General features: G+C 59.2%; 21 protein-coding genes. 13 read left to right on the plus strand and 8 right to left on the minus strand.

All coding sequences use genetic code 11. The annotated features are described in order from the left end of the window. Positions 1 to 19: 19 nt before the first annotated feature. Both CAUR_RS19165 and coaBC read right to left on the minus strand, forming a co-directional pair. Entirely contained in the window at positions 20 to 1,069 is a 1,050-nt protein-coding gene (locus tag CAUR_RS19165) for a HEAT repeat domain-containing protein (protein WP_012259487.1), read from the minus strand. Continuing rightward, complete coding sequence (gene coaBC / locus CAUR_RS19170) at positions 1,066 to 2,304, minus strand: bifunctional phosphopantothenoylcysteine decarboxylase/phosphopantothenate--cysteine ligase CoaBC (protein WP_012259488.1); 1,239 nt, start codon at positions 2,302 to 2,304, stop codon at positions 1,066 to 1,068. The genes CAUR_RS19165 and coaBC overlap by 4 nt, the downstream gene beginning before the upstream one ends. 496 nt (positions 2,305 to 2,800) lie before the next feature. On the opposite strand from coaBC, the gene CAUR_RS19175 reads away from it, so the two are divergent. The 11 genes from CAUR_RS19175 (at position 2,801) to CAUR_RS19225 (ending at position 13,015) form a co-directional block, all read left to right on the plus strand. After that, on the plus strand, positions 2,801 to 3,439 hold the full coding sequence (locus tag CAUR_RS19175) for a redox-sensing transcriptional repressor Rex (RefSeq protein WP_012259489.1): 639 nt from the start codon (positions 2,801 to 2,803) through the stop codon (positions 3,437 to 3,439). A 254-nt stretch (positions 3,440 to 3,693) separates the two neighbouring features. Next, a complete protein-coding gene (locus tag CAUR_RS19180; protein WP_012259490.1) occupies positions 3,694 to 5,142 on the plus strand; it encodes an isochorismate synthase in 1,449 nt (482 codons plus the stop codon). A gap of 11 nt (positions 5,143 to 5,153) precedes the next feature. Then, on the plus strand, positions 5,154 to 6,917 hold the full coding sequence (gene menD, locus CAUR_RS19185) for a 2-succinyl-5-enolpyruvyl-6-hydroxy-3-cyclohexene-1-carboxylic-acid synthase (protein ID WP_012259491.1): 1,764 nt from the start codon (positions 5,154 to 5,156) through the stop codon (positions 6,915 to 6,917). Between the two features lie 46 nt (positions 6,918 to 6,963). Further along, complete coding sequence (locus tag CAUR_RS19190; RefSeq protein WP_015909458.1) at positions 6,964 to 8,151, plus strand: aspartate aminotransferase family protein; 1,188 nt, start codon at positions 6,964 to 6,966, stop codon at positions 8,149 to 8,151. Positions 8,152 to 8,604: 453 nt separating this feature from the next. Then, positions 8,605 to 8,763: a hypothetical protein gene (locus tag CAUR_RS21090; protein ID WP_012259494.1), complete on the plus strand. Its 159-nt coding sequence runs from the start codon at positions 8,605 to 8,607 to the stop codon at positions 8,761 to 8,763. 32 nt (positions 8,764 to 8,795) lie between these two features. Beyond that, complete coding sequence (locus tag CAUR_RS19195; RefSeq protein ID WP_012259495.1) at positions 8,796 to 9,641, plus strand: hypothetical protein; 846 nt, start codon at positions 8,796 to 8,798, stop codon at positions 9,639 to 9,641. 784 nt (positions 9,642 to 10,425) lie between these two features. Further along, complete coding sequence (locus CAUR_RS19205; protein ID WP_242604987.1) at positions 10,426 to 10,773, plus strand: hypothetical protein; 348 nt, start codon at positions 10,426 to 10,428, stop codon at positions 10,771 to 10,773. A gap of 420 nt (positions 10,774 to 11,193) precedes the next feature. After that, on the plus strand, positions 11,194 to 11,862 hold the full coding sequence (locus tag CAUR_RS19210; RefSeq protein WP_012259498.1) for an RHS repeat-associated core domain-containing protein: 669 nt from the start codon (positions 11,194 to 11,196) through the stop codon (positions 11,860 to 11,862). Further along, the gene (locus tag CAUR_RS19215) at positions 11,862 to 12,128 is read left to right on the plus strand and encodes a hypothetical protein (RefSeq protein WP_012259499.1); all 267 of its coding nucleotides are present in this window, start codon (positions 11,862 to 11,864) and stop codon (positions 12,126 to 12,128) included. The genes CAUR_RS19210 and CAUR_RS19215 overlap by 1 nt, the downstream gene beginning before the upstream one ends. A gap of 128 nt (positions 12,129 to 12,256) precedes the next feature. Next, a complete protein-coding gene (locus CAUR_RS21660; RefSeq protein ID WP_012259500.1) occupies positions 12,257 to 12,685 on the plus strand; it encodes an RHS repeat-associated core domain-containing protein in 429 nt (142 codons plus the stop codon). Between the two features lie 84 nt (positions 12,686 to 12,769). Continuing rightward, complete coding sequence (locus tag CAUR_RS19225) at positions 12,770 to 13,015, plus strand: RHS repeat-associated core domain-containing protein (RefSeq protein WP_012259501.1); 246 nt, start codon at positions 12,770 to 12,772, stop codon at positions 13,013 to 13,015. 282 nt (positions 13,016 to 13,297) lie between these two features. On the opposite strand, the gene CAUR_RS19230 is transcribed toward CAUR_RS19225, so the two are convergent. Together CAUR_RS19230 and CAUR_RS21980 are read right to left on the minus strand one after the other, a co-directional pair. After that, a complete protein-coding gene (locus CAUR_RS19230) occupies positions 13,298 to 13,735 on the minus strand; it encodes a transposase (RefSeq protein WP_273068661.1) in 438 nt (145 codons plus the stop codon). Next, entirely contained in the window at positions 13,732 to 14,103 is a 372-nt protein-coding gene (locus tag CAUR_RS21980) for an IS5 family transposase (protein WP_012259503.1), read from the minus strand. Before CAUR_RS21980 ends, CAUR_RS19230 begins: the two co-directional genes overlap by 4 nt. 395 nt (positions 14,104 to 14,498) lie before the next feature. Here CAUR_RS21980 and CAUR_RS19240 point away from each other — a divergent pair, with 395 nt between their 5' ends. Continuing rightward, on the plus strand, positions 14,499 to 14,807 hold the full coding sequence (locus CAUR_RS19240; RefSeq protein ID WP_012259504.1) for a hypothetical protein: 309 nt from the start codon (positions 14,499 to 14,501) through the stop codon (positions 14,805 to 14,807). A gap of 706 nt (positions 14,808 to 15,513) precedes the next feature. Continuing rightward, a complete protein-coding gene (locus CAUR_RS19245; RefSeq protein WP_157866493.1) occupies positions 15,514 to 15,681 on the plus strand; it encodes a hypothetical protein in 168 nt (55 codons plus the stop codon). Positions 15,682 to 15,762: 81 nt separating this feature from the next. Here CAUR_RS19245 and CAUR_RS19250 read toward each other — a convergent pair whose 3' ends face one another. The 4 genes from CAUR_RS19250 to CAUR_RS19265 form a co-directional block, all read right to left on the minus strand. Beyond that, positions 15,763 to 16,776, minus strand: a complete 1,014-nt coding sequence (locus CAUR_RS19250; RefSeq protein WP_012259505.1) for an ATP-NAD kinase family protein — start codon at positions 16,774 to 16,776, stop codon at positions 15,763 to 15,765. A 105-nt stretch (positions 16,777 to 16,881) separates the two neighbouring features. Then, positions 16,882 to 18,279, minus strand: coding sequence for an alpha/beta fold hydrolase (locus CAUR_RS19255; RefSeq protein ID WP_012259506.1), 1,398 nt, complete (start codon positions 18,277 to 18,279; stop codon positions 16,882 to 16,884). A 29-nt stretch (positions 18,280 to 18,308) separates the two neighbouring features. Continuing rightward, positions 18,309 to 19,343, minus strand: a complete 1,035-nt coding sequence (locus tag CAUR_RS19260) for an alpha-ketoacid dehydrogenase subunit beta (RefSeq protein WP_012259507.1) — start codon at positions 19,341 to 19,343, stop codon at positions 18,309 to 18,311. A 77-nt stretch (positions 19,344 to 19,420) separates the two neighbouring features. Next, positions 19,421 to 20,437 carry a thiamine pyrophosphate-dependent dehydrogenase E1 component subunit alpha gene (locus CAUR_RS19265; RefSeq protein ID WP_012259508.1) on the minus strand — a complete coding sequence of 339 codons (1,017 nt, stop codon included), beginning with the start codon at positions 20,435 to 20,437 and terminating at the stop codon, positions 19,421 to 19,423. Between the last annotated feature and the right edge of the window lie 939 nt (positions 20,438 to 21,376).

Below are 21,376 nucleotides of genomic sequence, written 5' to 3' on the forward strand. Positions count from 1 at the left end.
CACAATCGCCTGAAACGCCCTACGGCGTCGCTGTTGGTGCAGGAAGCGGTAACGGTTCCTGGATCGGCACTTCAGTTGGCGGCGGCGAAACCAGCGCGCGATTGACCCAGCCGGTACCACTGCCATCGGGGTTGGCAATAAAAGAGTCCGGACTCCGTTGCTCGCCAAGACGAATCAGATACCATTGATCGTTGGCCGTGCGAGCCAGGAAGATGATCTCATCGCCGGCATTAATCCGACCAATCGGCTGATTATTCGTACCGGGTAAGGGGCGAACATTCGCTACCTGCAGGGCCGTGCCGGTAATCACCTGGGTTGCCGGCAATGTTGTCGGTTGGCTTGCCGGTGTTGGCCGGCGCGGGGTAGCCGTTGGGCGCGGTGTGGGTAACACCAGCGTCGGCAATTCGGTCTGACCGGGAACATAACGGCCAAACTGATCAAGCTCATTCCGAAGGGTACCAATGACACCAAACGCCAGCGCCATCGACAACAGGAAGATCACGCTGACCACGGCCAGCTTCACCAGTTCAAGGCTCTGTGCCCAGATACTGCGCCGGCTCAGCAGTTCAAGCGCACTCTGGGCGGCACCGGGCACCGACTCGCCCCAGGTCGTTCGTCCCTGATCCGAACGCGCTACGTCACGAAGTGCGAAAAGGGCACGCACATCACCAACCTGGGTCAGTGCCCGTACCGCACCCCAACGCACATTCGCATTGGGATGCTTGAGCACCTTGATGAGTGGGCCGGTCGCCCGTCCATCACCGATCTGCGCCAGCGCTTCCGTTGCCCGGTAGACCGTCAACCATGGTCGATCAGGGTCAAGCACGGCACACAGAGCCGGCACGACGGTTGCGCCCAGTGCAACCAGGGCATCCACCGCTTCGGCGTGGCGAGGGTGATTGGCATCACCCAAGGCGGTAATTAATTCGTTTACTTCAGCCCGCGATACCTGTTGACCAGTTGTGGCAGCCGCTGCCCGTGGCAATGTCGGCACCGTCAGACGACGGGTTGGGCGAGGTGCCGGTGGTGGTTCAGGCGGCGACTGATTTGATTGTGGTTCTGTCGTCATCGATCCTCAAACTCTTCACCAGATGGCCGGCGAGTGCTCAGCCAATATTCAAAACGCTCTACAATAACATCCAACAACGCTGCCGCGGCGACAGCCTTTGGCTGCCGTGGCAACTCGACGGCACGCTCACCGTCCAGCACGGTAAGCGCAATCTCAGGTTGACCAATACTGGCCACTGCATCATTGGCGACAATCAGGTTCAAGCCTTTACGTCGCAGCTTGTGCCGGGCGTTGACCAGCAAATCATTGGTTTCAGCCGCGAAGCCAACCTTAAATATATCATGCCGCCCGGCCAGCTCACCCACAACATCGGGGTTTTGTACCAGATGCAGCACCATACCCTCATCATTGTGCTTCTTGATCTTCTCGGCAGCCGTAGAAGCCGGGCGAAAATCGGCCACTGCTGCATTCATGATAAGGATATCGGCCTGTGCACAGGCCGACTGCACCGCAGCCTGCATCTCTAATGCCGTCTCGACCGCGACAAAGGATACCGCTCGTGGTGGGGTCAAGGCAGTCGGGCCACTGATTAACGTGACCTGTGCACCCAGATCACGGGCACGGGTAGCCAGCGCATACCCCATCTGCCCCGACGAACGATTACCGATATAACGTACCGGATCAATCGGTTCCCGGGTGCCACCGGCAGTAACGACCACCCGGCGCCCACGGAGCGGGCCGTACCGACGTCCCCACAGGGCATGTATCTCGGCCAGCAAATCGGCCGGTTCGGGCAGCCGACCACGTCCGACAACCGGCTCGGCCATCCGCCCCACCTCTGGCTCAAGCACATACGCTCCGCGCTCACGCAACACCGCCAGATTCGCCTGCGTTGCCGGATGTTCATACATCGCCGGATTCATCGCCGGAGCGATCAGCAGCGGTGCTCGCGTCGCCAGGACTGTGGTCGTCAACAAATCATCGGCTAACCCGGCAGCCAGACGGGCAATCGTATTCGCGGTTGCCGGAGCAATGACCACCATATCGGCGTGCATCCCCAGGCTCACATGGCCCACAACCCCATCTTCGGGCAGACTCCACATATCGGTCAGCACCGGGCGTCCGGTCAGAGCCTGGAAGGTTGCTGCCCCAACAAAACGCTCGGCAGACTCGGTCAGAATCACATCAACCAGCGCCCCGGCCAGCGTCAGATCGCGAGCCAGTTGGGCCACCTTGTACGCAGCGATACTTCCGCACACACCGAGGACAATTCGCTTACCAGCCAGCGTATCCATATATCACCCGGTAACCGACCTGTCATAGCGAACAGATACTCCCGCGGGCGCATTGTAGCACATGTGGCAGGATGGCGGAGTGACACCATGGGCATCGGTCAGATGTGATCCTCTTGCTGAAGCGTTGCCACATATACCGCCGGCGAGTCGCCAGTGGGTTGTGGGTGACGTGACAGCAGGGGCACGGCATGTGGTTTTTACGCCACAGCGCAGTTGTTGTCAGCGTCGCAGGGGCGACGCATGCGTCGTCCCTACTGGCCTCCAGCGGCACATCATTCAGGTGCAGCATCAGGGTCATAGTTAGCCGGTGCCGTCATGACCTCTATACTACCAGCTTTGATATAAGCAGGCTACCAGTCACCTCTGTACCAATCCGCAACCTCTGCCCAGAGCGATACCTGCAAAATACACAAAAGAAAAACGCTTGCAGAACTGTCATGCTTGTGCTACACTTCACATACTTCACCCGATCCACCCGATCCAATGGAGGAGTTGCGTGGAGCGTTCTGATCTACCACCAGATGTTGTCATTCGGCGGCTTCCCCTCTATGCACGGAGTCTGCGTTACCTGCTTGAAGAGGGTGTCCACTCTGTATCGTCGCAAGAATTAGGAGAACGGATCAACGTCACTGCGGCCCAAATCCGCAAAGACCTCTCATATTTCGGTGAATTTGGCAAACAGGGTATTGGCTACGATGTCGAGAAGCTGCTTCAGCACATCGAACGTATTCTCGGCTTACATCACCACTGGCCGGTAGCACTCGTCGGTATCGGCTTGCTGGGCCAGGCCATTGCCCGCTACGAAGGCTTCCGCACCGAAGGAATTGAGATCGTTGCTCTCTTTGACTCCGATCCGGCCAAAATTGGTCAGAAGATCGGCGATCTCACGATTCAGGATTTCGCCCACGTGCGACGCATCATCGCCGAGAAGCAGATCAAGATGGCGATTATTGCTGTGCCTGCCCAACAGGCACAGCGCGTTGCCGATGTCCTGGTCGAGGCGGGTATCCGGGCGATTCTGAGCTACGCGCCGATGATCCTGCAAGTCCCCGAAGATGTCTGGGTGCGCTACATCGATCCGGTCGCGGTACTGCAAAGCATGACCTACTACCTGGCTCGCGAGCAGGAACATTGACAGAACACCGCTAACCTGGCGGGCATAGTGAACAGGGCGAAGGGGCTTCGCCCTGTTTTTTGCTACCAGAACTTACTTCATGCATCCGTATAATCTCACCTCACAATCCACTCTCCCGACACAATCTACTAAGCACGACACGCTCGAATAGGTCGTTATCTCGCATCAGAACAACCATAACGTGATACAATGCATAAAGGCAAGATTGTAACAATCCCGGGTCGTAAAGGGAGCGTGTACTACATCACAATCGTATGACCAATCCTCTCATCGGAGTACGGGTAACTACTGCCACGCTACGCGAAGTGCCGCGGATGGAGGCGGCTGCCGATGTGGCCCGGCAACGCGCTCGCGAGCTTGGGCGACCGGTGTTGGTGAGTATCACCACTCGTGTCGGGCTGCGCGATCCCCTGGCGCTGTTTGCCCGTGGTGCCGGTGTTACCCATAATCGCTTTTTCTGGAGCACGCCGGCCGCTGATTTTGAATTGACCGGTCTCGGTGCAGCATGGAGTTTTACACCAACATCTGGCGCTGATCGCTTTGCTGTCAGTGCTGCGGCATGGAAGCAGTTGGTGAGTGAGGCAGTGATTGATGCCGATCCCGAACTGCCGGTACAGGGACCCGTTGCCGTGGCCGGGTTTCGTTTTGATCCCGATCAACCCCCAAGCGATTTGTGGCGGGATTATCCGATGGCATTGCTGATGGTACCACGCTTGCTGATCGTGCGCCACGGTGATGTGACAACGTTGACGGTGAACGGGATGGTGGATGCGCACAGTTCGACGCTGGCACTAGGGGCAGCCGCTGCCCGTCGTTTGCAGGCACTGATCGGTCTCCCACTACGACCGCGGCGTCCTCCGCTTGATTTGCAGGTTGATGTCTCGCTCGATCCCGAGACCTGGAAAGCTATTGTTGCCAATGCCGTGAGCGAACTCCGCGCCGGTACGTTGGAGAAGGTGGTGCTGGCACGTGCTGTGCGTTTGCGCAGCACAGAACCGTTTGATACGGCTGCGACGCTGCACGGGTTGCGCCGGGATTATCCGCATACATTTGTCTTTGCCGTGGCGCGCGGTGGCCGAACATTTCTCGGCGCTTCACCCGAACGTCTGGTAGCGCTCCGGAATGGCGCAGTGGCCGCTTCGGCGCTCGCCGGTACGGCACCACGTGGCAAGACACCGGATGAGGATGCCGCGTTGGCCGCGGCGTTGTTGCAAAGCGCTAAAGATCGCGCCGAGCACGCTTTTGTGGTGCAGATGATTCGCTCTGCGCTGGCCGAGTATTGCGACGCGGTGCAGGCGCCGTCTACCCCTGAGATTATGCGGGTGCGTAATGTCCAGCATCTGTTTACACCGATCACAGCCTGCATCCGAGCCGGGTACGATATTTTTGATCTGGTTGGGCGTCTTCACCCAACTCCGGCGGTTGGTGGTAAACCGGGTCCCGCTGCACTGGCCTGGATTCGTGATCACGAACGACTTGATCGGGGATGGTACGCGGCTCCCGTGGGATGGGTTGATGCCCGGGGTGATGGCGAGTTCGCTGTTGCCCTCCGTTCGGCATTGATCGGGCGGCGCGAAGCAACGCTTTTTGCCGGTTGTGGGATTGTGGCAGCTTCTGATCCAGAGCGTGAGCTAACCGAAACCAGAATTAAGCTGCGGGCAATGTTAGAGGCGCTTGGGGCAAGTGAAGAGATGATTGGCTAAGCGAGGGTTGCATGAACGTTACAGCGCATATCGAAGCGCTGACGCATTGGGTGGCAGCAATTGCGCAGAGTCTGGCGGCAAATGGGGTCAAAGATGTGGTTGTTTGCCCCGGTTCGCGTAGTACACCACTGGCGCTGGCCGTAGCGCGCCACCCGTCGTTGCGGGTCTGGATGCATCTGGATGAGCGTTCAGCCGGTTTTTTCGCACTGGGCATGGCTCGTGCGCGCGGGATGCCGGCTGCTGTGCTGTGTACCTCCGGCACGGCGGTGGCCAATCTGTTGCCGGCAGTCGTTGAAGCTAACCTCGCCCGGGTGCCGCTCGTGATCCTGACTGCCGACCGCCCACCTGAGTTGCGCGATAATGGTGCGCCGCAAACAATTGATCAGATCGGAATTTTCGGGCGCAATGTGCGCTGGTTTGTTGATCTGCCCACACCGGATATGGCACTCTTGCCCTTTTTACGGGCTACGCTGGGTCGTGCTGTCGGACTGGCGCGCAGTGCTCCTGCCGGCCCGGTGCACCTGAATCTGCCCTTTCGAGAACCACTCGTTCCTGATCGGGCGCGGATGGCAGCCCTGTTTAGCGAAACGCCATCAGCGGTTCAGGTAACGCCGGCACGTCGCATGATCGGTGGAGCAGAACTGGCAATGCTGGCAACCAGCCTGGTTGAATACCGCCGGGGACTGATCATCGCCGGTCCCGATTGTCCACCCGATCTTGGCCCACTGCTCACCACCCTGGCCCATCGTCTGCGCTACCCCATCCTGGCCGATCCATTGTCGGGAGTACGCTACGGGCCGCACGTCGATGAGTATACCCTGGGCACATATGATGCCTTCTTGCGTGATGAGCGCTTCGTGTCCAGTTACGCGCCAGAAGTTGTCTTGCGCTTCGGGGCAATGCCAACCAGCAAACCGCTCTTGCTTTACCTGCAACACCATCCTCACGCTCGCCAGATTGTGATTGATGGCGGTGCCGGCTGGCGTGAGCCGACCAGCCTGGCCCGCGAACACCTGCACGTCGATGAACACTGGTTCTGTATCGCGCTGGCCGACGCGCTGGCATCCTCGCAACGTGAAGGGCCGACCCTCTGGCTACGCGCATGGGTAAGCGCCGAGCAGACGGCACGGACGATCATTCAGTCACATCTCCTACCCCAAGAGCACATCAGTGAACCGGGACTGTTTGCCCGTCTCGGTTCCTGGTTGCCTGCCGGTGCAACGCTGTTTGTTGGCAATTCGATGCCGGTACGCGATTGCGACACGTTTCTCGGCCCACGCACGAACCCGCTGTACGTGGTTGGCAATCGGGGAGCTAACGGCATTGATGGCCTGGTTTCAACCGCGCTCGGCCTGGCTGCCGGTCAGGCGAGACCGCTCGTGATGGCGTTGGGTGACCTTTCGCTCCTGCACGACTCCAACGGCCTGCTTGCCGCTCGGCTCCACCGGCTCGATGCTACGATCCTGTTGATCAACAACGATGGTGGCGGTATCTTCTCGTTTCTGCCCCAGGCCAGCGAAACTGACCAGTTCGAGCTATTATTCGGTACGCCACACGGTGTTGATTTCGCACCACTGGCGGCAATGCACAACGCGCACTACACCCTGGCCACAGATTGGTCAGCGGTACACGAAGCACTTCAGGCCAGTTTTACCGGCGGCTTGCATCTGATCGAGGTACGCACCCGGCGCGATCAAAATGTCATTGATCACCGCACGATCTGGCCACTGGTCAGTAATGCGCTGGCCCAGGCCGGGATTACGGTCGCCGAATAGCATGCCTCATAGCTTCAATGAGTCACACAAGGGTAAGGATGTCGTGATGATCAATACGCTGAGCACAAATGCCGAGATTATTGCGCAAGAAGCGCTCTACACCAGTGGCTTGTATCCAAAGCGGCCACTGGCAATCGTGCGCGGGGAAGGGGCGCGCCTGTACGATGCGGATGGCCGGGTCTACATCGATTGTGTCGGTGGTCAGGGTGCGGCCAATCTCGGCCACTGCCACCCGGCTATCGTCGCAGCGATTCGCGAACAGGCAGAGCGGCTCATCAGTTGTCCCGAAATCTTTCCCAACGATGTCCGGGCAGCATATCTGGCCGAATTAGCGGCGGTCGTACCATTCCCCTCGCGTATCTTCCTCTGCAACAGCGGGGCAGAAGCGGTTGAAGCAGCTTTGAAATTTGCGCGGCTTTTGACAGGTCGGCCTGGCGTCGTTGCAACCATGCGCGGCTTCCATGGCCGTACCATGGGGGCGCTCAGTGCCACCTGGGAGAGCAAGTACCGCGAACCATTTTTACCCCTGGTGCCGGAATTCAGCCATGTGCCTTACGGAAACGTGGAAGCGTTGCGAGCCGCTATCGGCCCACAGACGGCTGCGGTGCTGATCGAACCGGTGCAGGGAGAGGGTGGGGTGCGACCGGCGCCGCCCGGCTATCTGGCAGAAGTCGCCACCATCTGCGCTGCGAATGGCACGTTGTTGTTGGTTGATGAAGTACAGACTGGCTTTGGGCGAACCGGCAAGCTGTTTGCGATTGAGCATAGTGGCGTCACGCCTGATATGCTCATCCTTGCCAAGAGCATTGCTGCCGGGGTACCAATGGGTGCCGTGGTCATCCACGAACGTCACGGCGCACTACCACCGGGAACCCATGGCTCAACCTTTGGGGGCAACCCTCTGGCCTGTGCTGCGGCCCGGGCCGCCCTGCACGTGTATCAGAGCGAACGGATACCTGAGCAGGCGGCGGCCAAAGGGGCATGGCTGCTACAAACACTGCGCGACCTGCGCCTGCCGTCGGTTCGCGAAGTCCGGGGATTGGGCCTGTTAGTCGGTCTTGAGCTGAAAAGTCGCTCCCAGCCCGCCATCGCAGCGCTGATCGACCACGGCGTCCTGGCCCTACCGGCGGGACCCAATGTCTTGCGGCTGCTACCACCGCTGGTTATCGAGCAGGCCGACCTGGAACGGGTGGTAACAGCCATTGAAGCGGTACTGAGTACCGAAGAGAGATAGGGCAAGTGGCAGGCTGCACATTACCGTTACGCACCTGGTAGTGCGCAGCTTGCCGGGAACAACTCTGCGCTGAGCGCTGACACCGCGTCCACCGTGCTGCCCGGCGTTCCTGGCGGCGCGGGGGCGGTGATCCGCGGCACGAAGGTTGCCAATGTCCTCTCCGATGCCGACCTCCTGCGCCAGATGGGACGCGCCGTTCCTTCAGGACGCGCCGTCACCTCCCTGAGCCAGGCGGCCCTGGCAACCATCCGGACATACAGCATCCAACCCTACGGTGAGGTTGACCGCCCCTGGCACCGTCGGGTACCGCCGTCCATCACCTGGTGGAGAAGCGGCTCTGGCGGCAACCAGGGTTCACGAGCCTGAAAGAGGCTGAACAGCGGATCCTGGCAGTGCTCATTCCACAGACGCTGCACGGCCCGGCCGGGAAAGGTGAAGCAGACGATAACGGATATGATCCGCGATCAGCTTCCGTATCAACCGGGCGAACTGCCATCAGCGCAAAAAATCTGGGAGGTGCATCGTAAGGTTTATACCGACCTTGGGTTCGAGGATTGGGCGCAACTCATTTGGGAAGTCTACTTCAAACCACTCGGGCTACCCTACCAGTAGGCCAACCACCAGTTGGAAGAGGAGGACCCTCAATGCGAGAGATTATTAAGTTCAGAGTGGAGATTAGCAAGGAAGAGGCGACCCATCGACCGCAGTGGGAACGCGAGGTGCTGCAAATCCTGGAGCCTTTGGGCTTTATTGCTATTGAGCGATGGCCCAATCCGCGTGTGCTCACGTTCCAGTTCGACCATTATCCTGCCCAGTTGGACGAGGTCTGGCAACACCTGCAAGCCCGCGGCTTCTACGGCTCGGTCTGGGAACGGCGGGAATACACCCCCACCGAACTCCTCGACGCCGCCTTCCTCAGGCTTGGCACGGAGGCCGTGGTCAGTTCCGTCGACGGCACCCTCCGCTGGGACTGGGTCACCATCTGTCCCCATTGCGGCTTCGCCGAGGAGCGCTGGGACTGGCAACACCTCCAGATCAGCGACCTGCCCACCGGCCCGCACCTGGCGGCGGTCGATTGGCACCCCCTGGTTGTCAGTGCACCGCTGGCGGAGGCGCTGCAGCAGGCAGACGTCACCGGCCTCTCCCTCATCCCGGTGGGTCCAGAGCGGCCCGCCGGGTGGTATGCGCTGCAGCCAACCCACCTCTTGCCTCCGCTGCTGGTGCCACCGACCCGGATGCGCCGGCTACCCACGGCAACCCCGCACTGCGCCCGCGACCACCACTGGGAATCTCCCACATCGGAGCTCTATTATCGACAGGACGGCTTTGCTGCCGCCGACGTCAATGCCTCGTATGAGGTGTTCGGGGATGGCGGCAGGGCCACAGGGCGCATCGTCATCATCTCAAACCGGGTCTACCGCCTGCTGCTGGCGATGGGGGTCACGCAGCTTGTTGGCTGTGAACCGATCCGGGTTGTGGCCTCAGCGTGAGCGGGTCGCGCTGGGGTGAGGGCGGACAAGGCAACGAGGGATCCCGGCGCCGCCACCGGTACGACGACCGCCTGACGGCCATCGGCCAGGCCACGGTCAGCACGAACACAACGATAGCGGCAGAGGAGGGGGGCACGCGCACTATCAGCGCCCCGTACGCCACGCCGGCGGGTACGCGCGATGAGGGACCTGGCCGGCACACGGCTGAGCCGCTGAGCCGGGAGCGTGGCGCGACGTGATAGTCCACCCCGACCCTGCACACCACCACCGTGCTGCCCGTCGTCCCCGGCGGCGGATGGGCACTGATCCGCGCCGCTGCCCACGCCGATGAGGCAGCGGGTGCCCTGCCCGCCATAGCCCACGCCGCCTCATCGGCGGGTGCGGCGCAGGCGGCGGCGCGGGGTGGGGCGGGGGTGGCGGAGGCGGCGACTACACCCGCTAGTGCGGCCGTCGGTACGCTGGCAGAGCCGCGGCGCGCACCGGATTTCGTGGTGACGCCACACGGAGAAGCCATTCCGGTTCCTGATGGCGCCGTCGGTCCGCTCTCCACCCGGGCGCCGGGGTTTCAATATATCGGGGGATCGGGCGGGAAAGGGCTCGACCAGCGTGTGTCCGCTGTCCGTATTATGGACGCAAACCAGAGGCAAGGACGGCGCGTTGTGTATATGAATGAGCGTGATCAGAGAGTCAATCCGTACACTGGGCGAACCATTTCCAAGAGCGACCCTCTGGCCCATCTCTATCTCAAGGATTGGGAGTAATTTGGATGAAGGACATACGCACGTTGCACGATCTCGTTGACGAGGAATTAGCCGCTGTCTGCTTTGTACGGGATTATGTGGAGTTTTGCTTTGATGGTCCGATCCTGCGCGCCCTGGTGCCTCCCATCCTGGCATGTGACGGCACCCAGATCACCTTTCCCGACCCCACGTCCCGCGATCAACTGTGCGCGCTCATCGGCACGACCGTGCAGCGCGTCGAACTGCAGGACGACGTGGCGATCACGCTCACCTTCACCTCCGGTCACGTGCTGCGCATTCGGCTCGATGATGATGCGCGGGCACGCATATGGCCGGAATCAGAAGCAGCGCATTTTGTTCCTGGTATTGGGAAGCCGATCCAGGTGTGGTAATCGCGACCGGGCGTGCCGCTGCGTAGCACGCACGCTCGGAAACGGCGAACGAACCAGGCTCCCTGGAAGGTCGCTCACCCAGGACGGGGTGCGCTGCAGCCAGCGTCGGGCAGCGGAGGAAGAGAGCGGGATGCGGTGATCGGGCCACGCGAAGGCCAGACCGCGCCTGGCAACGCATGCAGTGCGGTGCCTGATGCTGACGAGACATCGCTTTGGGTGATACCGGTCGGCGGTGCTGATGCGGGCAACGATCTCCTGGTAGCGCGACGATAGGGCAGCAAGCACGGGCGGGGCGGGGGCGCTCCACTGGCACGCTGGATGCGATGATGGGAGCATCCCGTCAGGGAGCGCAGTGCCGCGCGTCGCGTCGCTCCCAGCCTGCCGCTTACCGTCTGGCCGAGCGACGCGACTGCGCAGGGGATGTGGCGCAGCGCCGGCAGCGGCCCGGTCAACCCGCAGGACCTGAACCGCTCTGCGTACGCGCTGAACAATCCGCTGCCCGCCACCGACCCGACGGGGCATCTGCCGCTGCTGCCGGTGCCCATCGCTGGCGGGCTGGCGCTGCTGAAGGCGATTGACGACGGCTGGACGGCGTGGGATGCCGTGCAAGCCACCCACACGCTGGCCGATCCGCAGGCGTCGGTTGAGGAGAAGCGCGCGGCGGCGGCCAATCTGACCCTGACCGCCGCGCTGGAAGCGGCTGAACCTGATGACCTGCTGCCGGTTGCGCTACCCCTCGATGACCTGCTGCGGGTTGGGATTATCGGGGGTACCAAGGGGGCGGGAAAGTCATTACCCGCTGCGTATGAGATCACGAAGGCTGGTGGCCGTCATGCTGGCGTTCTCAAAAACTATTTCTCACGGCGTTCGGCAGAAATTGAGCGTGCACTACGCAGCCTGGAGCGGCAGGCCGCACTGCATCGTGACAAGCTTGCCAATCCCGCACAGTATGCCGAAAAGTGGGAAACTATGACTGCCAAAGATCGGGAAGATCTACTGCGGTACTGGCATAAAGAAGCTACCAATTACGCAGAGCAGGCTGATGTGCTGCGCGGCCTGCTGATGGAACGTGGTCAAGGAGGGCCGTGATGGATAACAACACCTTTCTCTATTTTCTGCAGGATTTCGTCATGCTGCTACATGAACAAGCCATGGAAAGCAAGCAAAGGTGGGAAGCATGCCTGACTGCCAACCCTACTCGGGAAAGGAATACAGACGCTTGTAGCTATGAACGGGGGCGTGTCATAGCTTATTATGAGGTATTGTCGCTTTTTGTCCATCAAATGATCGCGTTTGATATTCCGGCTGATCAGCTCGGCATCCCCAACATCGATCCCGATGAGCTGCTGCGCTAGCATAGCGTCCATTCTAGCCTGGACACCAACCAACTGCTATCGTAGCATGCGATAGTAATCACTCCCCGTCTCTCCACTAGCCCATCATGAACAGCAGTGCCAGGTGATGGGGAGCGCAGCGCGGCGGCGTGCCCGCCACGCCGCAGGACCTGAACCGCTCTGCCTACGCGCTGAACAATCCGCTGACATACACCGACCCGACGGGGCAGTGGGTTGAGAGCGCGTGGGACCTTGCCAATCTGGCCCTGAGCGCCGCTGCCGTCTGGCAGAACCCCAGCGACCCCTGGAATTGGGCCGCGCTCGCTGCCGACACCGCGTCCACCGCGCTGCCCATCGTTCCTGGCGGCGGAGGGGCACTGATCCGCGCCGCTGCCCACGCCGACGAGGCAGCGGCTGCCCTGCCCGCCATAGCCCACGCCGCCTCATCGGCGGGTGCGGCGCAGGCGGCGGCGCGCCCATCGGCAATCCACGAGCGACCGGTGTATGTTCGGCCAATCCCAAACGGCCAGCGGCAGTGGCGCACCTTCGGAGCTGGCATTGCGCATTGCTACCATTGACTGAAGGAGTTAGAATAGCTCGCACGAGCCATCGCTCCCAACCAGCCGCTCACCGTCTGACCGAGCGATGCGACGGCGAAGGGGATGTGGCGCAGCGCCGGCAGCGGCCCGGTCAATCCGCAGGACCTGAACCGCTACGCATACGCGCTGAACAACCCGCTGACGTACACCGACCCGCTGAGGCATCTGCCGCTGCTGCCGGTGCGTCTAATTGGCGGGATTGCGCTGCGGAAGATCACGTTCCTTACAGCAGCCCACATACCCACCTGCCGGAAGTCCATAGGTATCCCATCACGGGATGTCAATTCATTCATCGCACTGACCAGGTGACAACAGCAAGTGACATCAACCGCGTAGACGCAGCACTCCGATCCAGCGAATTGCGCCACCGCGTTAATCGTTCTGACCGAGGAGGGCCACGATGAGTCAATTCATCTTACTGACCGGTGATTGCCAGACGCTGGATAACCACTTTGATGTGCACGTGAAGCTGGTGCAGCCAGATCAACCCTTCCTGGTTCATGCTGCACATGAATTGTTTCCCACAGCACGTGGAGCGTGTTGGACAGTTGTAGCCACAGAGACAGGGTTAAGCGATACGCTGTTTAGAACTCATTTCAAAATTCGGTCAACGCACCACAACATGATAGCGACGAGACAGAACGCACGAGAGCTATGCAGATGACGATCAGAGCGCACCACCAACGGACGGTACTTGTCCATCCATGCGACGCACCGCTCGACCTTCCAGCGGTGCTGATAGTTTGTGCCAGCACGTAGCGGATGCCCACGCGTGGGCTGCTGACGGTTGCACCGCTCACGAGGTGGAACGGTGGGTGTGTTCCCACACCGACGCAGGTCGTTGCGCAACGCTGCACGGTCATCGGCGTTATCCGCTACCACGTCGTGTGGTCGCGTGCTGGGCCGGCCGCGTCGGCGTGGCACCCGTATGGTCCGCACCGTCGCTTCAGCCAGGGTACGGTCGTGCGGGTGTGCGCTCGCCACGTGCAGGCCGATGGACACGCCAGTGCCATCGACCACGACCATCACCTTGGCGCCGTTGCCGACCGTCGGTTTGCCTCCGCTAATGCCCCTTGGTTCGCTGGAACGACGCTACCGTCCAGCAACACACGTGCCCATGCCAGCGTGCCGTCGGCAGCGAGGCGGCTCAGGAGGGTGCGCCAGATGCGCTCCCACCTCCCGTCCTGCGACCACGCGTGCCATCGTCGCCAGCAGGTGCTGGGAGACCCGTCCTCCGTTGGCAGGTCTGCCCAGGCACAGCCCGTGTGGAGTACAGACAGCATACCATTCAGTGTCCGGCGGTCGTCATTGCGCGGACGACCCCGCGTGCGCTGTTGTTTCGGGATGAGCGGTTTGATCACCGCCCATTGGTCATCGGTGAGGTCATGTCTGCTCATACCGCTATTCTAGCACAAGCAGACATTTTTGAAATAGGTTCTACTGAAGCACAAGCTCATATACTTGCAAATGGCTGCTTTGAGGCAACGCGCTTAGCGCGTACCTTGATGTACTTAGTTGAATGTGCTCAATCAGTCGTATTATGGTACGGCGATGACTAGCACAATCTGCCATTGGTTGAGGAAGCGACCGAATGTTTGGAACATGTCAAATACCAGGTCCTACAACCTTCTTGTGAAGTTTATCTTCGTTTTGAGAAAAAGTAAGGAAATCCTGATCCGCGATTTAATTTCACTGAAAGTTATCAATTCATCGACAGGTCATCCTTTACTTCAGGATGAGAAATGTGGTTTCCCAGGCAATGAATGTATGATCATCCGGTAGAGGTAAGAGAATGGATAGCGCATCCATCATTCAAGCTCTCGAACAAGAATGGGAACAACAGACAGGTTTCCCCGCCCGCCTGAGAGTAGGTGAGTTTGATGAAGCAGGACTTGAACGACTGCTCAGTCTGCTTTCGACCATTGAGCAGGAAGGGAATGTTCCACTGAGTTGGCGAATGGTTGCGCTGCTTTGGTTTATCCCCCTCTTTATGACGTGGCAACGGGAACGATTGGTTGAACAGGGCGAAGACCCGTATACGTTCGAGGAAGCTTTCCATCGAGTGCTGAATAAGCTGGAGAATATCTTAGGGCTGCCATAGGGCTGATACTCTCTATGCTGCGAGTGATGCGTAGCGTTGACTGTGCTTCTTCTGTTATGTATACCGCTGCTATCTGGCAAACCCTTACCGCAGATACCACCACTGTTCTCCCAATCGTACCCGGCGGCACTGATGTAGAGATTAGAGTAGCGGCCTGTACTGACTGTACTGATGACGCAGCAGCAATGCACTGACCGGAGCCAAACTGCTTGCCTGATCCAGTGATGAAGCTGTACAGATAGCTCAAGGTAGAGAGGTTATCGCTAACAAACCCTTTCACATATAAAGTGCTCAAATGTGCTAATGTGCCTTGAACAGTGAGCAACTTCGTAGAGGACAAATATTGTGCCGAACAATTTGGAACATGCCAGAAATGGGGTAATTTGATGATAGGCCCTGGGCAATACCAGGTTGTTCTTACTCATGTCGGCGTAGACAAAGCCTCATAAACGGTGGTACAAACTCACCTGCATCGGTCAAGTACGACGTCACAATGCTGATAAGTTCATCGCATCCGCTATAGAGGAGCAGTCTCCCGATGAGGACCGCAATACGAGGCACGCTGAGATGGCTTTCGGCGGAGGAAGGCGGACGTCGGCAGCCATTCGCCGGATTACGATACGCTACCGTGGCACGATTTCCAGGCCACGACACAACCTGGAGCGTCGTTGTAGAATTCACATCAATACCCGTTGCAGGAGAACCAATGACCGTTTCATTCCGGTTTCTTTCTCCTGATGCACCTGTTGAGCTTTTACAACCTGGAAGCCGTTTTGAGCTGATTGAAGGGGAAAGGGTTGTTGCAGTCGGTGAAGTGCTATTCAACGATGAAACTGGTTCCGTCCATCTGAACAATCAGCGGTTTCCTGAGTAAAAACTTCCCCCGGTGCATCGGGGGACGAGGTAGAGTCATCCAGGCAATAGAGAATATTGACAATTATTATTTTATGTAAACTCACTCACCGCTAAAAAAACCTGCTCCAGCCGCCAGCGCAATTGCCCGCCGTGGCTCAATTACACGAGGACCATGCGGGTTAAAGCGCAATATCGCCGACTCGCCGGCTCGCAATTCTATTTCGCGTTCGCCATCAAAGGCCAGTACCGCCGGTCGCTCACGACAGACGATCACCGTTTCACCGGGAGCCAGTATCCGATGCTCCGCAACGTGAACGGTTTGCATCAGGCCCGGTGCCACAGGTGCCCGTACCGGTTTCCCGCTAGCGGCAAGCCGCAAATACAAGCCGTGACCTGATGGATACTGACCGGCCAGCGCATGCGCCCCAATCGATGACAATCCAATATTGCCCGGTTCGGTGCGCGTCAGTACCAGATCACTGATCCGCGTGCTGTCCCAGATAGCGCGTGCGGCGACAAATCGCTCGTCGTAGACAGCAGCATCCACCAGCGCTATATCATCCGGTGTTGTTTCGTGCAGTTGATCAATCGCCTGCGGCGTAGCCAGGCGGTAGACATCAATTCGTGGGGCACGAACTACTGCCGCGTCGGCCCGACCACACGCGACCAGCCCTGCCGCCAGGCCGGCGGTGGTCGCTTCAATCATCAATGGAAAGACATTATTGGTGCCGGTTGATATTGGCATGAGCGGTACATCACCACACCCCTTGGCAACCAGTCGATTGGTACCGTCCCCGCCGAGAGTCACGATACAGCCAACGTTACGTTCAGCAAACAACCGTGCCGTGCGTAACGTGTCGTCAGGCGTAAACCAGGCCGGTATATCGAGGAGCGTTGCTTCAATCGTCAACGGGAGATTGTCGAGCGCCTTGAGGCCAATCCCGAACCGATCCGGCATGATCCAGACACGCTGAACCCCAACGGCTTCCAACCCTAGCAGAACCCGCTTAACGATGCTGACCTTCTCTTCATTGTCAAACACCGAGCCATGCGCTACCAGCCGCCGAATATCCTTCCCTGATGCCGGATTAGCGATGATGCCAACAGTAACCATGGAACACGTCGCGGGGCACTATTGCCCCGCGCTCCACTGCATAGCAGCAGGTAAGACACGGTAGCGTTTTGTTGCCGATCCTGCCGGTCTTCCTGCTGGCGAAGATTACGATGACCTGACAACAGGGAGTGCCTGTTGCAGAAACTCAACGATACTGTTCGTTACCCGAATAAATCCTGCACTTCCCGGTAGCACCCAGTTGAAATGGCTCATACCGGGAATAACCTCCAACCGCGCCGTTGCCCCCGCCCGCTCGACGATAGCCTGCGCTTCTGCCAGCGGCACAAGCTGATCGGCATCGCCGTGAATCACCAGCAACGGTCGCGGGGCAATGTTACCCGCTATATCCTCCGGAGCGTACTCGATCAACGCTTCAGCACTTGCCAGCGATAACGTCACCTTCATCTGGGGGAACTCAGCCGCAACCTGATCGAGAAACGCCTGCGATTCCGGATCGGGTAATACAATCTCTAACGGATCGACCAGGCTTGACTTCCCAGTCAGCACCCGCTGCCGGCGATCTTCAGCCAGGTGCGCCAGGAATTGACTCCATTCCCACTGCCGACGCAAACTCCGTAACCAACGCGCACCGTTGCCGGGCGGCTCCAATGCCACCGCTGCACGAACTCGCCGATCAAGGGCAGCGGTTGTCACTGCGTGCGCACCACCCAGACTGATCCCGATCACAGCCATGCGCTCAGGATCGACAGTCGGCTGGTTGGATAGGAATGTCAGGGCAGCCCGCGCATCCGCCACCTGCTCAAGTGGCATGAGGCGACCCCGCTCTCCTTCACTCTCGCCAAACCCACGGTAATCGAAGACGAGTGCAACATAGCCGGCAGCATTGAGCACTTTGGCGATGTCGGGCATCACCATCGTCTTGAGGTAGGTATAGCCGACCAGCAATACCACACCTGGCCTGCGTTCACCCGGTGCTAGATCACGAGGCGTGTACAGCAAGCCATCAAGACGATGACCATCACTGTAGAAGCCGACCCGCTGGAGCGGCTGTACTGGCGTCGCCCGGGCTGCAATGGCTCGCTCAACATCTTCCCGGATAATCGCCCCACCAGGGCCACTCCCGACCAGCGTGCTCAAATCAATCCCATGCTCTTGGGCCAGCTTGCGCGCCGCCGGCATGGCGCGCGGTGCAGCGGTACGGGCTGGTGCCGGCGGCAGAGACACTGCCGGCGTATCTTGAACGGCAACCGGAGCCGGAACCGTCTCTACTGCGCCATTCCCGGCCACCTCGACCAGCCGCTCACCGGGAGCAGTGATGTAGGCGATAACCTTCGTCACCGCCACAACGCTCCCTTCCGGATAACACAGCCGCGCCAGCGTTCCACTCACCGGAGCTTCAACGACATTCGTGATCTTCTCCGTTTCCACCTCTGCAATTGGCTCACCCTGCTGCACCGACTCGCCTTCGCGCTTGAGCCAGAGGTTGATCTTTCCCTCTTGCATGCTCAAGCCCCACTTTGGCATCACAACCTCGGTAGGCATGATCTCTCCTGCAACAAGCGCCCCCAGAATCAGCCAAATGTCGCCCGCGCCGCTGCCACAATCCGCTCAGGCGAAGGCACATAGGCATCTTCCAGTGTCGGGCTAAACGGTACCGGGGTATGCGGCGGTGTGACCAGCTTGACCGGCGCATTCAAAAATTCCAGCGCCTGTGTCGCCGCCAGGGTGGCAATATCGCCCGCCACACTGCACCGTGGATTATCTTCATCAACCACAACCAGACGGCCGGTCTTCCGCACCGACTCCAGTACCGTCGTCTCATCGAGTGGTGATAAGGTGCGAAGATCAATGACTTCAGCGCTGATACCTTGTTGCGCTAATCGCTCGGCCGCCTCTAAAGCGTGCAATACCATACGAGAGATGGCTACAATCGTGACATCACCACCTTCGCGCTTCACATCAGCCTGCCCAAGCGGAATAACATATTCACCTTCGGGAACCGGCCCTTTCATATCGTAAAGCAGTTTGTGCTCACAGAAGATAACCGGGTCATCGTCACGAATAGCCGCTGCCAGCAATCCCTTCGCATCAGCCGGAGTCGCCGGCGCAACCACCTTCAGGCCGGGGAAATGAACAAACGTCGAGTAGATCGAGTCGGAGTGCTGGGCTGCTGCCCGAAAACCGGCCCCGATCATCGTCCGAATGACGAGTGGAATGCGCGCCTTGCCACCGAACATGTAGCGCATCTTGGCGGCCTGATTGACGATCTGGTCGAGGCATACCCCCATAAAGCCGATGAACATCAGCTCAACCACCGGTCGTAGACCGGTTGCCGCTGCGCCGACACCGGCTCCAACAAATCCCGACTCGGTAATTGGCGTATCACGCACACGCTGACGGCCAAATTCGTGTACTAAACCCTTCGTCACCCCCAACACCCCACCCCAGGCATCAAGATGGCTCTCGTCTTCACTATGGGATGCTCCGGTGACATCTTCACCCATTAAGATAACCGTTGGATCGCGCCGCATCTCAAGACGCAATGCCTCATTGATCGCCTCACGATAGCTCAGAGTACGTACTGCCTCTTCAACCATTGCAGTCATAGTATCACCTCATCGTTGAGTTGTCTGTGCCGAAGGAAAGCTACCCCTTCCCTACAGCTCACTATCTCTATTCGCATCTAGCGTCGTACTGCGACGGCAGCTTCCTGGAAGGGCCACAAAGCCGACATCGGATAATCAACATAGACATCGGTCAACAGCTCTGCCGGATCGGGCAATGGGCTTTCGGCAGCGAAGCGTACCGCATCTTCCACCGCGGCACGAGCACGGGCATCGATCTCATCAAGCTCAGCAGCCGTCAACAATCCCTGCGCTGTCACAGTCTGGCGAAAACGGTGGAGACAGTCGAGCGAGCGATAATGAGCTTCCTCATCGCGAGTGCGATAGCGGATCGAGTCACCCTCGAAGTGACCATAGTAGCGATACGTCTGCGCCTCGATAAACGTCGGGCCTTCCCCGCGCCGGGCACGCGCTACAGCTTCACCGGCTGCCTCGTAAACGGCAAAGAAATCGAGGCCGTCAATGGCAATGCTCGGCATACCAAACCCACGTGCGCGTGCAGCGATGTCTTGCCCGGAAACAGAATAACGGGGTGACGTCGTCTCGGCGTAGCCGTTATTCTCACACACAAACACGACCGGCAATTTCCAGATTCCCGCCAGATTCAGACCCTCAAACGTCGTACCCTGATTCGACGCTCCATCACCGAAGAAGCAAACCGTTACCTGATCGGTACCCTTGATCTTCGCGGTCAGACCGGCACCACAGGCCAGTGGCGGGCCGCCACCAACAATGCCGTTGGCGCCAAGCATGCCCTTATCGACATCGGCAATATGCATCGAACCGCCTTTGCCCTTACAGGCTCCTGTTGCCTTGCCGTAGATCTCGGCCATCATCGCCCGCAGATCGACTCCCTTGGCAATGCAGTGCCCGTGACCGCGATGGGTGCTGGTAATAAAATCATCATCCCGCAGGTGCGCGCAGAGACCAACAGCTACCGCTTCTTCACCGGCATACAGGTGAACGAAACCAGGTATCTTCCCGGCAGCAAAATCGGTGTGCAACCGATCCTCGAACTCACGAATGAGCCGCATCCGCTCATACGCCCAGAGGAGTTTCTCCCGACTGATGTCCATAGCACTCTCCGTTCGTCAATGAACGCCAACTATCGCCATAGCTCGCCAGCGAGCCGGAAAGGAAAATCAGACTGGGATGCGCAGAACCCCGATTGAGATGGGAGCGGAGGGACAATGAAGAGGCTGACGTAATGCTGAGAATTATTGTCTCGGGGTGATGCAATCTATTCCGATTTGGAATAAAACCGATACCATTACTATACGTGATGCAAATTGACTTGTCAAGCAGTTTGGTTTGCACGCTCGTGAGCCGCGATCTGTATGAGATCAACCCACTATGCAGCAGCTATTTCATCCATACCATACAGCCGTTATGCTGCTGGACTGACACTGCGCATCAATGCAGATTGTCAGTACTGTGCTGGCGCACTACAAGGTGTGCCGCCAACAAGCCACTGATACGTTGTTGCAGGGGCAGCGGCTGGTTCAATCCATTCGCGCTCAGGTGCAGCACCAGCGTGAGGGGTAGTGCTGCGGCCAGCAGTGCGCTGCGCCATGCCCCCACTGGAGCGGAAACCACCTGTACCGGATGGCTTCCACTGTCGCACACTGAGCCTGGAGCACGATACACCGTTGACGGCGGGCACGGCGTATTATTGCCGGTGATGAGCAAACCGGAGGCGCAAACTCCCAGAGGATACCAGCGCTTTCGCACCACGATGAAGCGCTCAGGGCCGCAGCGTGATGGCGACAGGAGCTTGCGTACCGTGACCGTTGCTACACCGGATTTGCTATCAGAGTACCGCGCTTACTCTCAGGCGCATGTCACGCCGATCCCGGAATTGCACTTTGCAAATCCCAGAACATCCACGTGGAGCTACGATGTCCTGCGACAAATGTTCAACCAGACATTCAGGAAGACGAAGGCTCTGAGTGACATCAAATCCGGTGTGTGCAGAATACTATTCAGCGTTCAACCGCCGCTGTGCCTGTGCGCAG

Origin of the sequence: Chloroflexus aurantiacus J-10-fl (assembly GCF_000018865.1) — a bacterium.
GTDB lineage: Bacteria > Chloroflexota > Chloroflexia > Chloroflexales > Chloroflexaceae > Chloroflexus > Chloroflexus aurantiacus.

Coding starts and splice junctions, on each gene's coding strand:
- CAUR_RS19225 (WP_012259501.1), top strand. CDS start 12,770: ATGTGGCGCAGCGCCGGCAGCGGCCCGGTCAATCCGCAGGACCTGAAC.
- CAUR_RS19255 (WP_012259506.1), bottom strand. CDS start 18,279: ATGCCTACCGAGGTTGTGATGCCAAAGTGGGGCTTGAGCATGCAAGAG.
- coaBC (WP_012259488.1), bottom strand. CDS start 2,304: ATGGATACGCTGGCTGGTAAGCGAATTGTCCTCGGTGTGTGCGGAAGT.
- CAUR_RS19190 (WP_015909458.1), top strand. CDS start 6,964: ATGATCAATACGCTGAGCACAAATGCCGAGATTATTGCGCAAGAAGCG.
- CAUR_RS21090 (WP_012259494.1), top strand. CDS start 8,605: ATGATCCGCGATCAGCTTCCGTATCAACCGGGCGAACTGCCATCAGCG.
- CAUR_RS19250 (WP_012259505.1), bottom strand. CDS start 16,776: ATGGTTACTGTTGGCATCATCGCTAATCCGGCATCAGGGAAGGATATT.
- CAUR_RS19210 (WP_012259498.1), top strand. CDS start 11,194: ATGTGGCGCAGCGCCGGCAGCGGCCCGGTCAACCCGCAGGACCTGAAC.
- CAUR_RS19180 (WP_012259490.1), top strand. CDS start 3,694: ATGACCAATCCTCTCATCGGAGTACGGGTAACTACTGCCACGCTACGC.
- CAUR_RS19165 (WP_012259487.1), bottom strand. CDS start 1,069: ATGACGACAGAACCACAATCAAATCAGTCGCCGCCTGAACCACCACCG.
- CAUR_RS19195 (WP_012259495.1), top strand. CDS start 8,796: ATGCGAGAGATTATTAAGTTCAGAGTGGAGATTAGCAAGGAAGAGGCG.
- menD (WP_012259491.1), top strand. CDS start 5,154: ATGAACGTTACAGCGCATATCGAAGCGCTGACGCATTGGGTGGCAGCA.
- CAUR_RS19260 (WP_012259507.1), bottom strand. CDS start 19,343: ATGACTGCAATGGTTGAAGAGGCAGTACGTACTCTGAGCTATCGTGAG.
- CAUR_RS19240 (WP_012259504.1), top strand. CDS start 14,499: ATGGATAGCGCATCCATCATTCAAGCTCTCGAACAAGAATGGGAACAA.
- CAUR_RS19215 (WP_012259499.1), top strand. CDS start 11,862: ATGGATAACAACACCTTTCTCTATTTTCTGCAGGATTTCGTCATGCTG.
- CAUR_RS19245 (WP_157866493.1), top strand. CDS start 15,514: ATGACCGTTTCATTCCGGTTTCTTTCTCCTGATGCACCTGTTGAGCTT.
- CAUR_RS19265 (WP_012259508.1), bottom strand. CDS start 20,437: ATGGACATCAGTCGGGAGAAACTCCTCTGGGCGTATGAGCGGATGCGG.
- CAUR_RS21980 (WP_012259503.1), bottom strand. CDS start 14,103: ATGAGCAGACATGACCTCACCGATGACCAATGGGCGGTGATCAAACCG.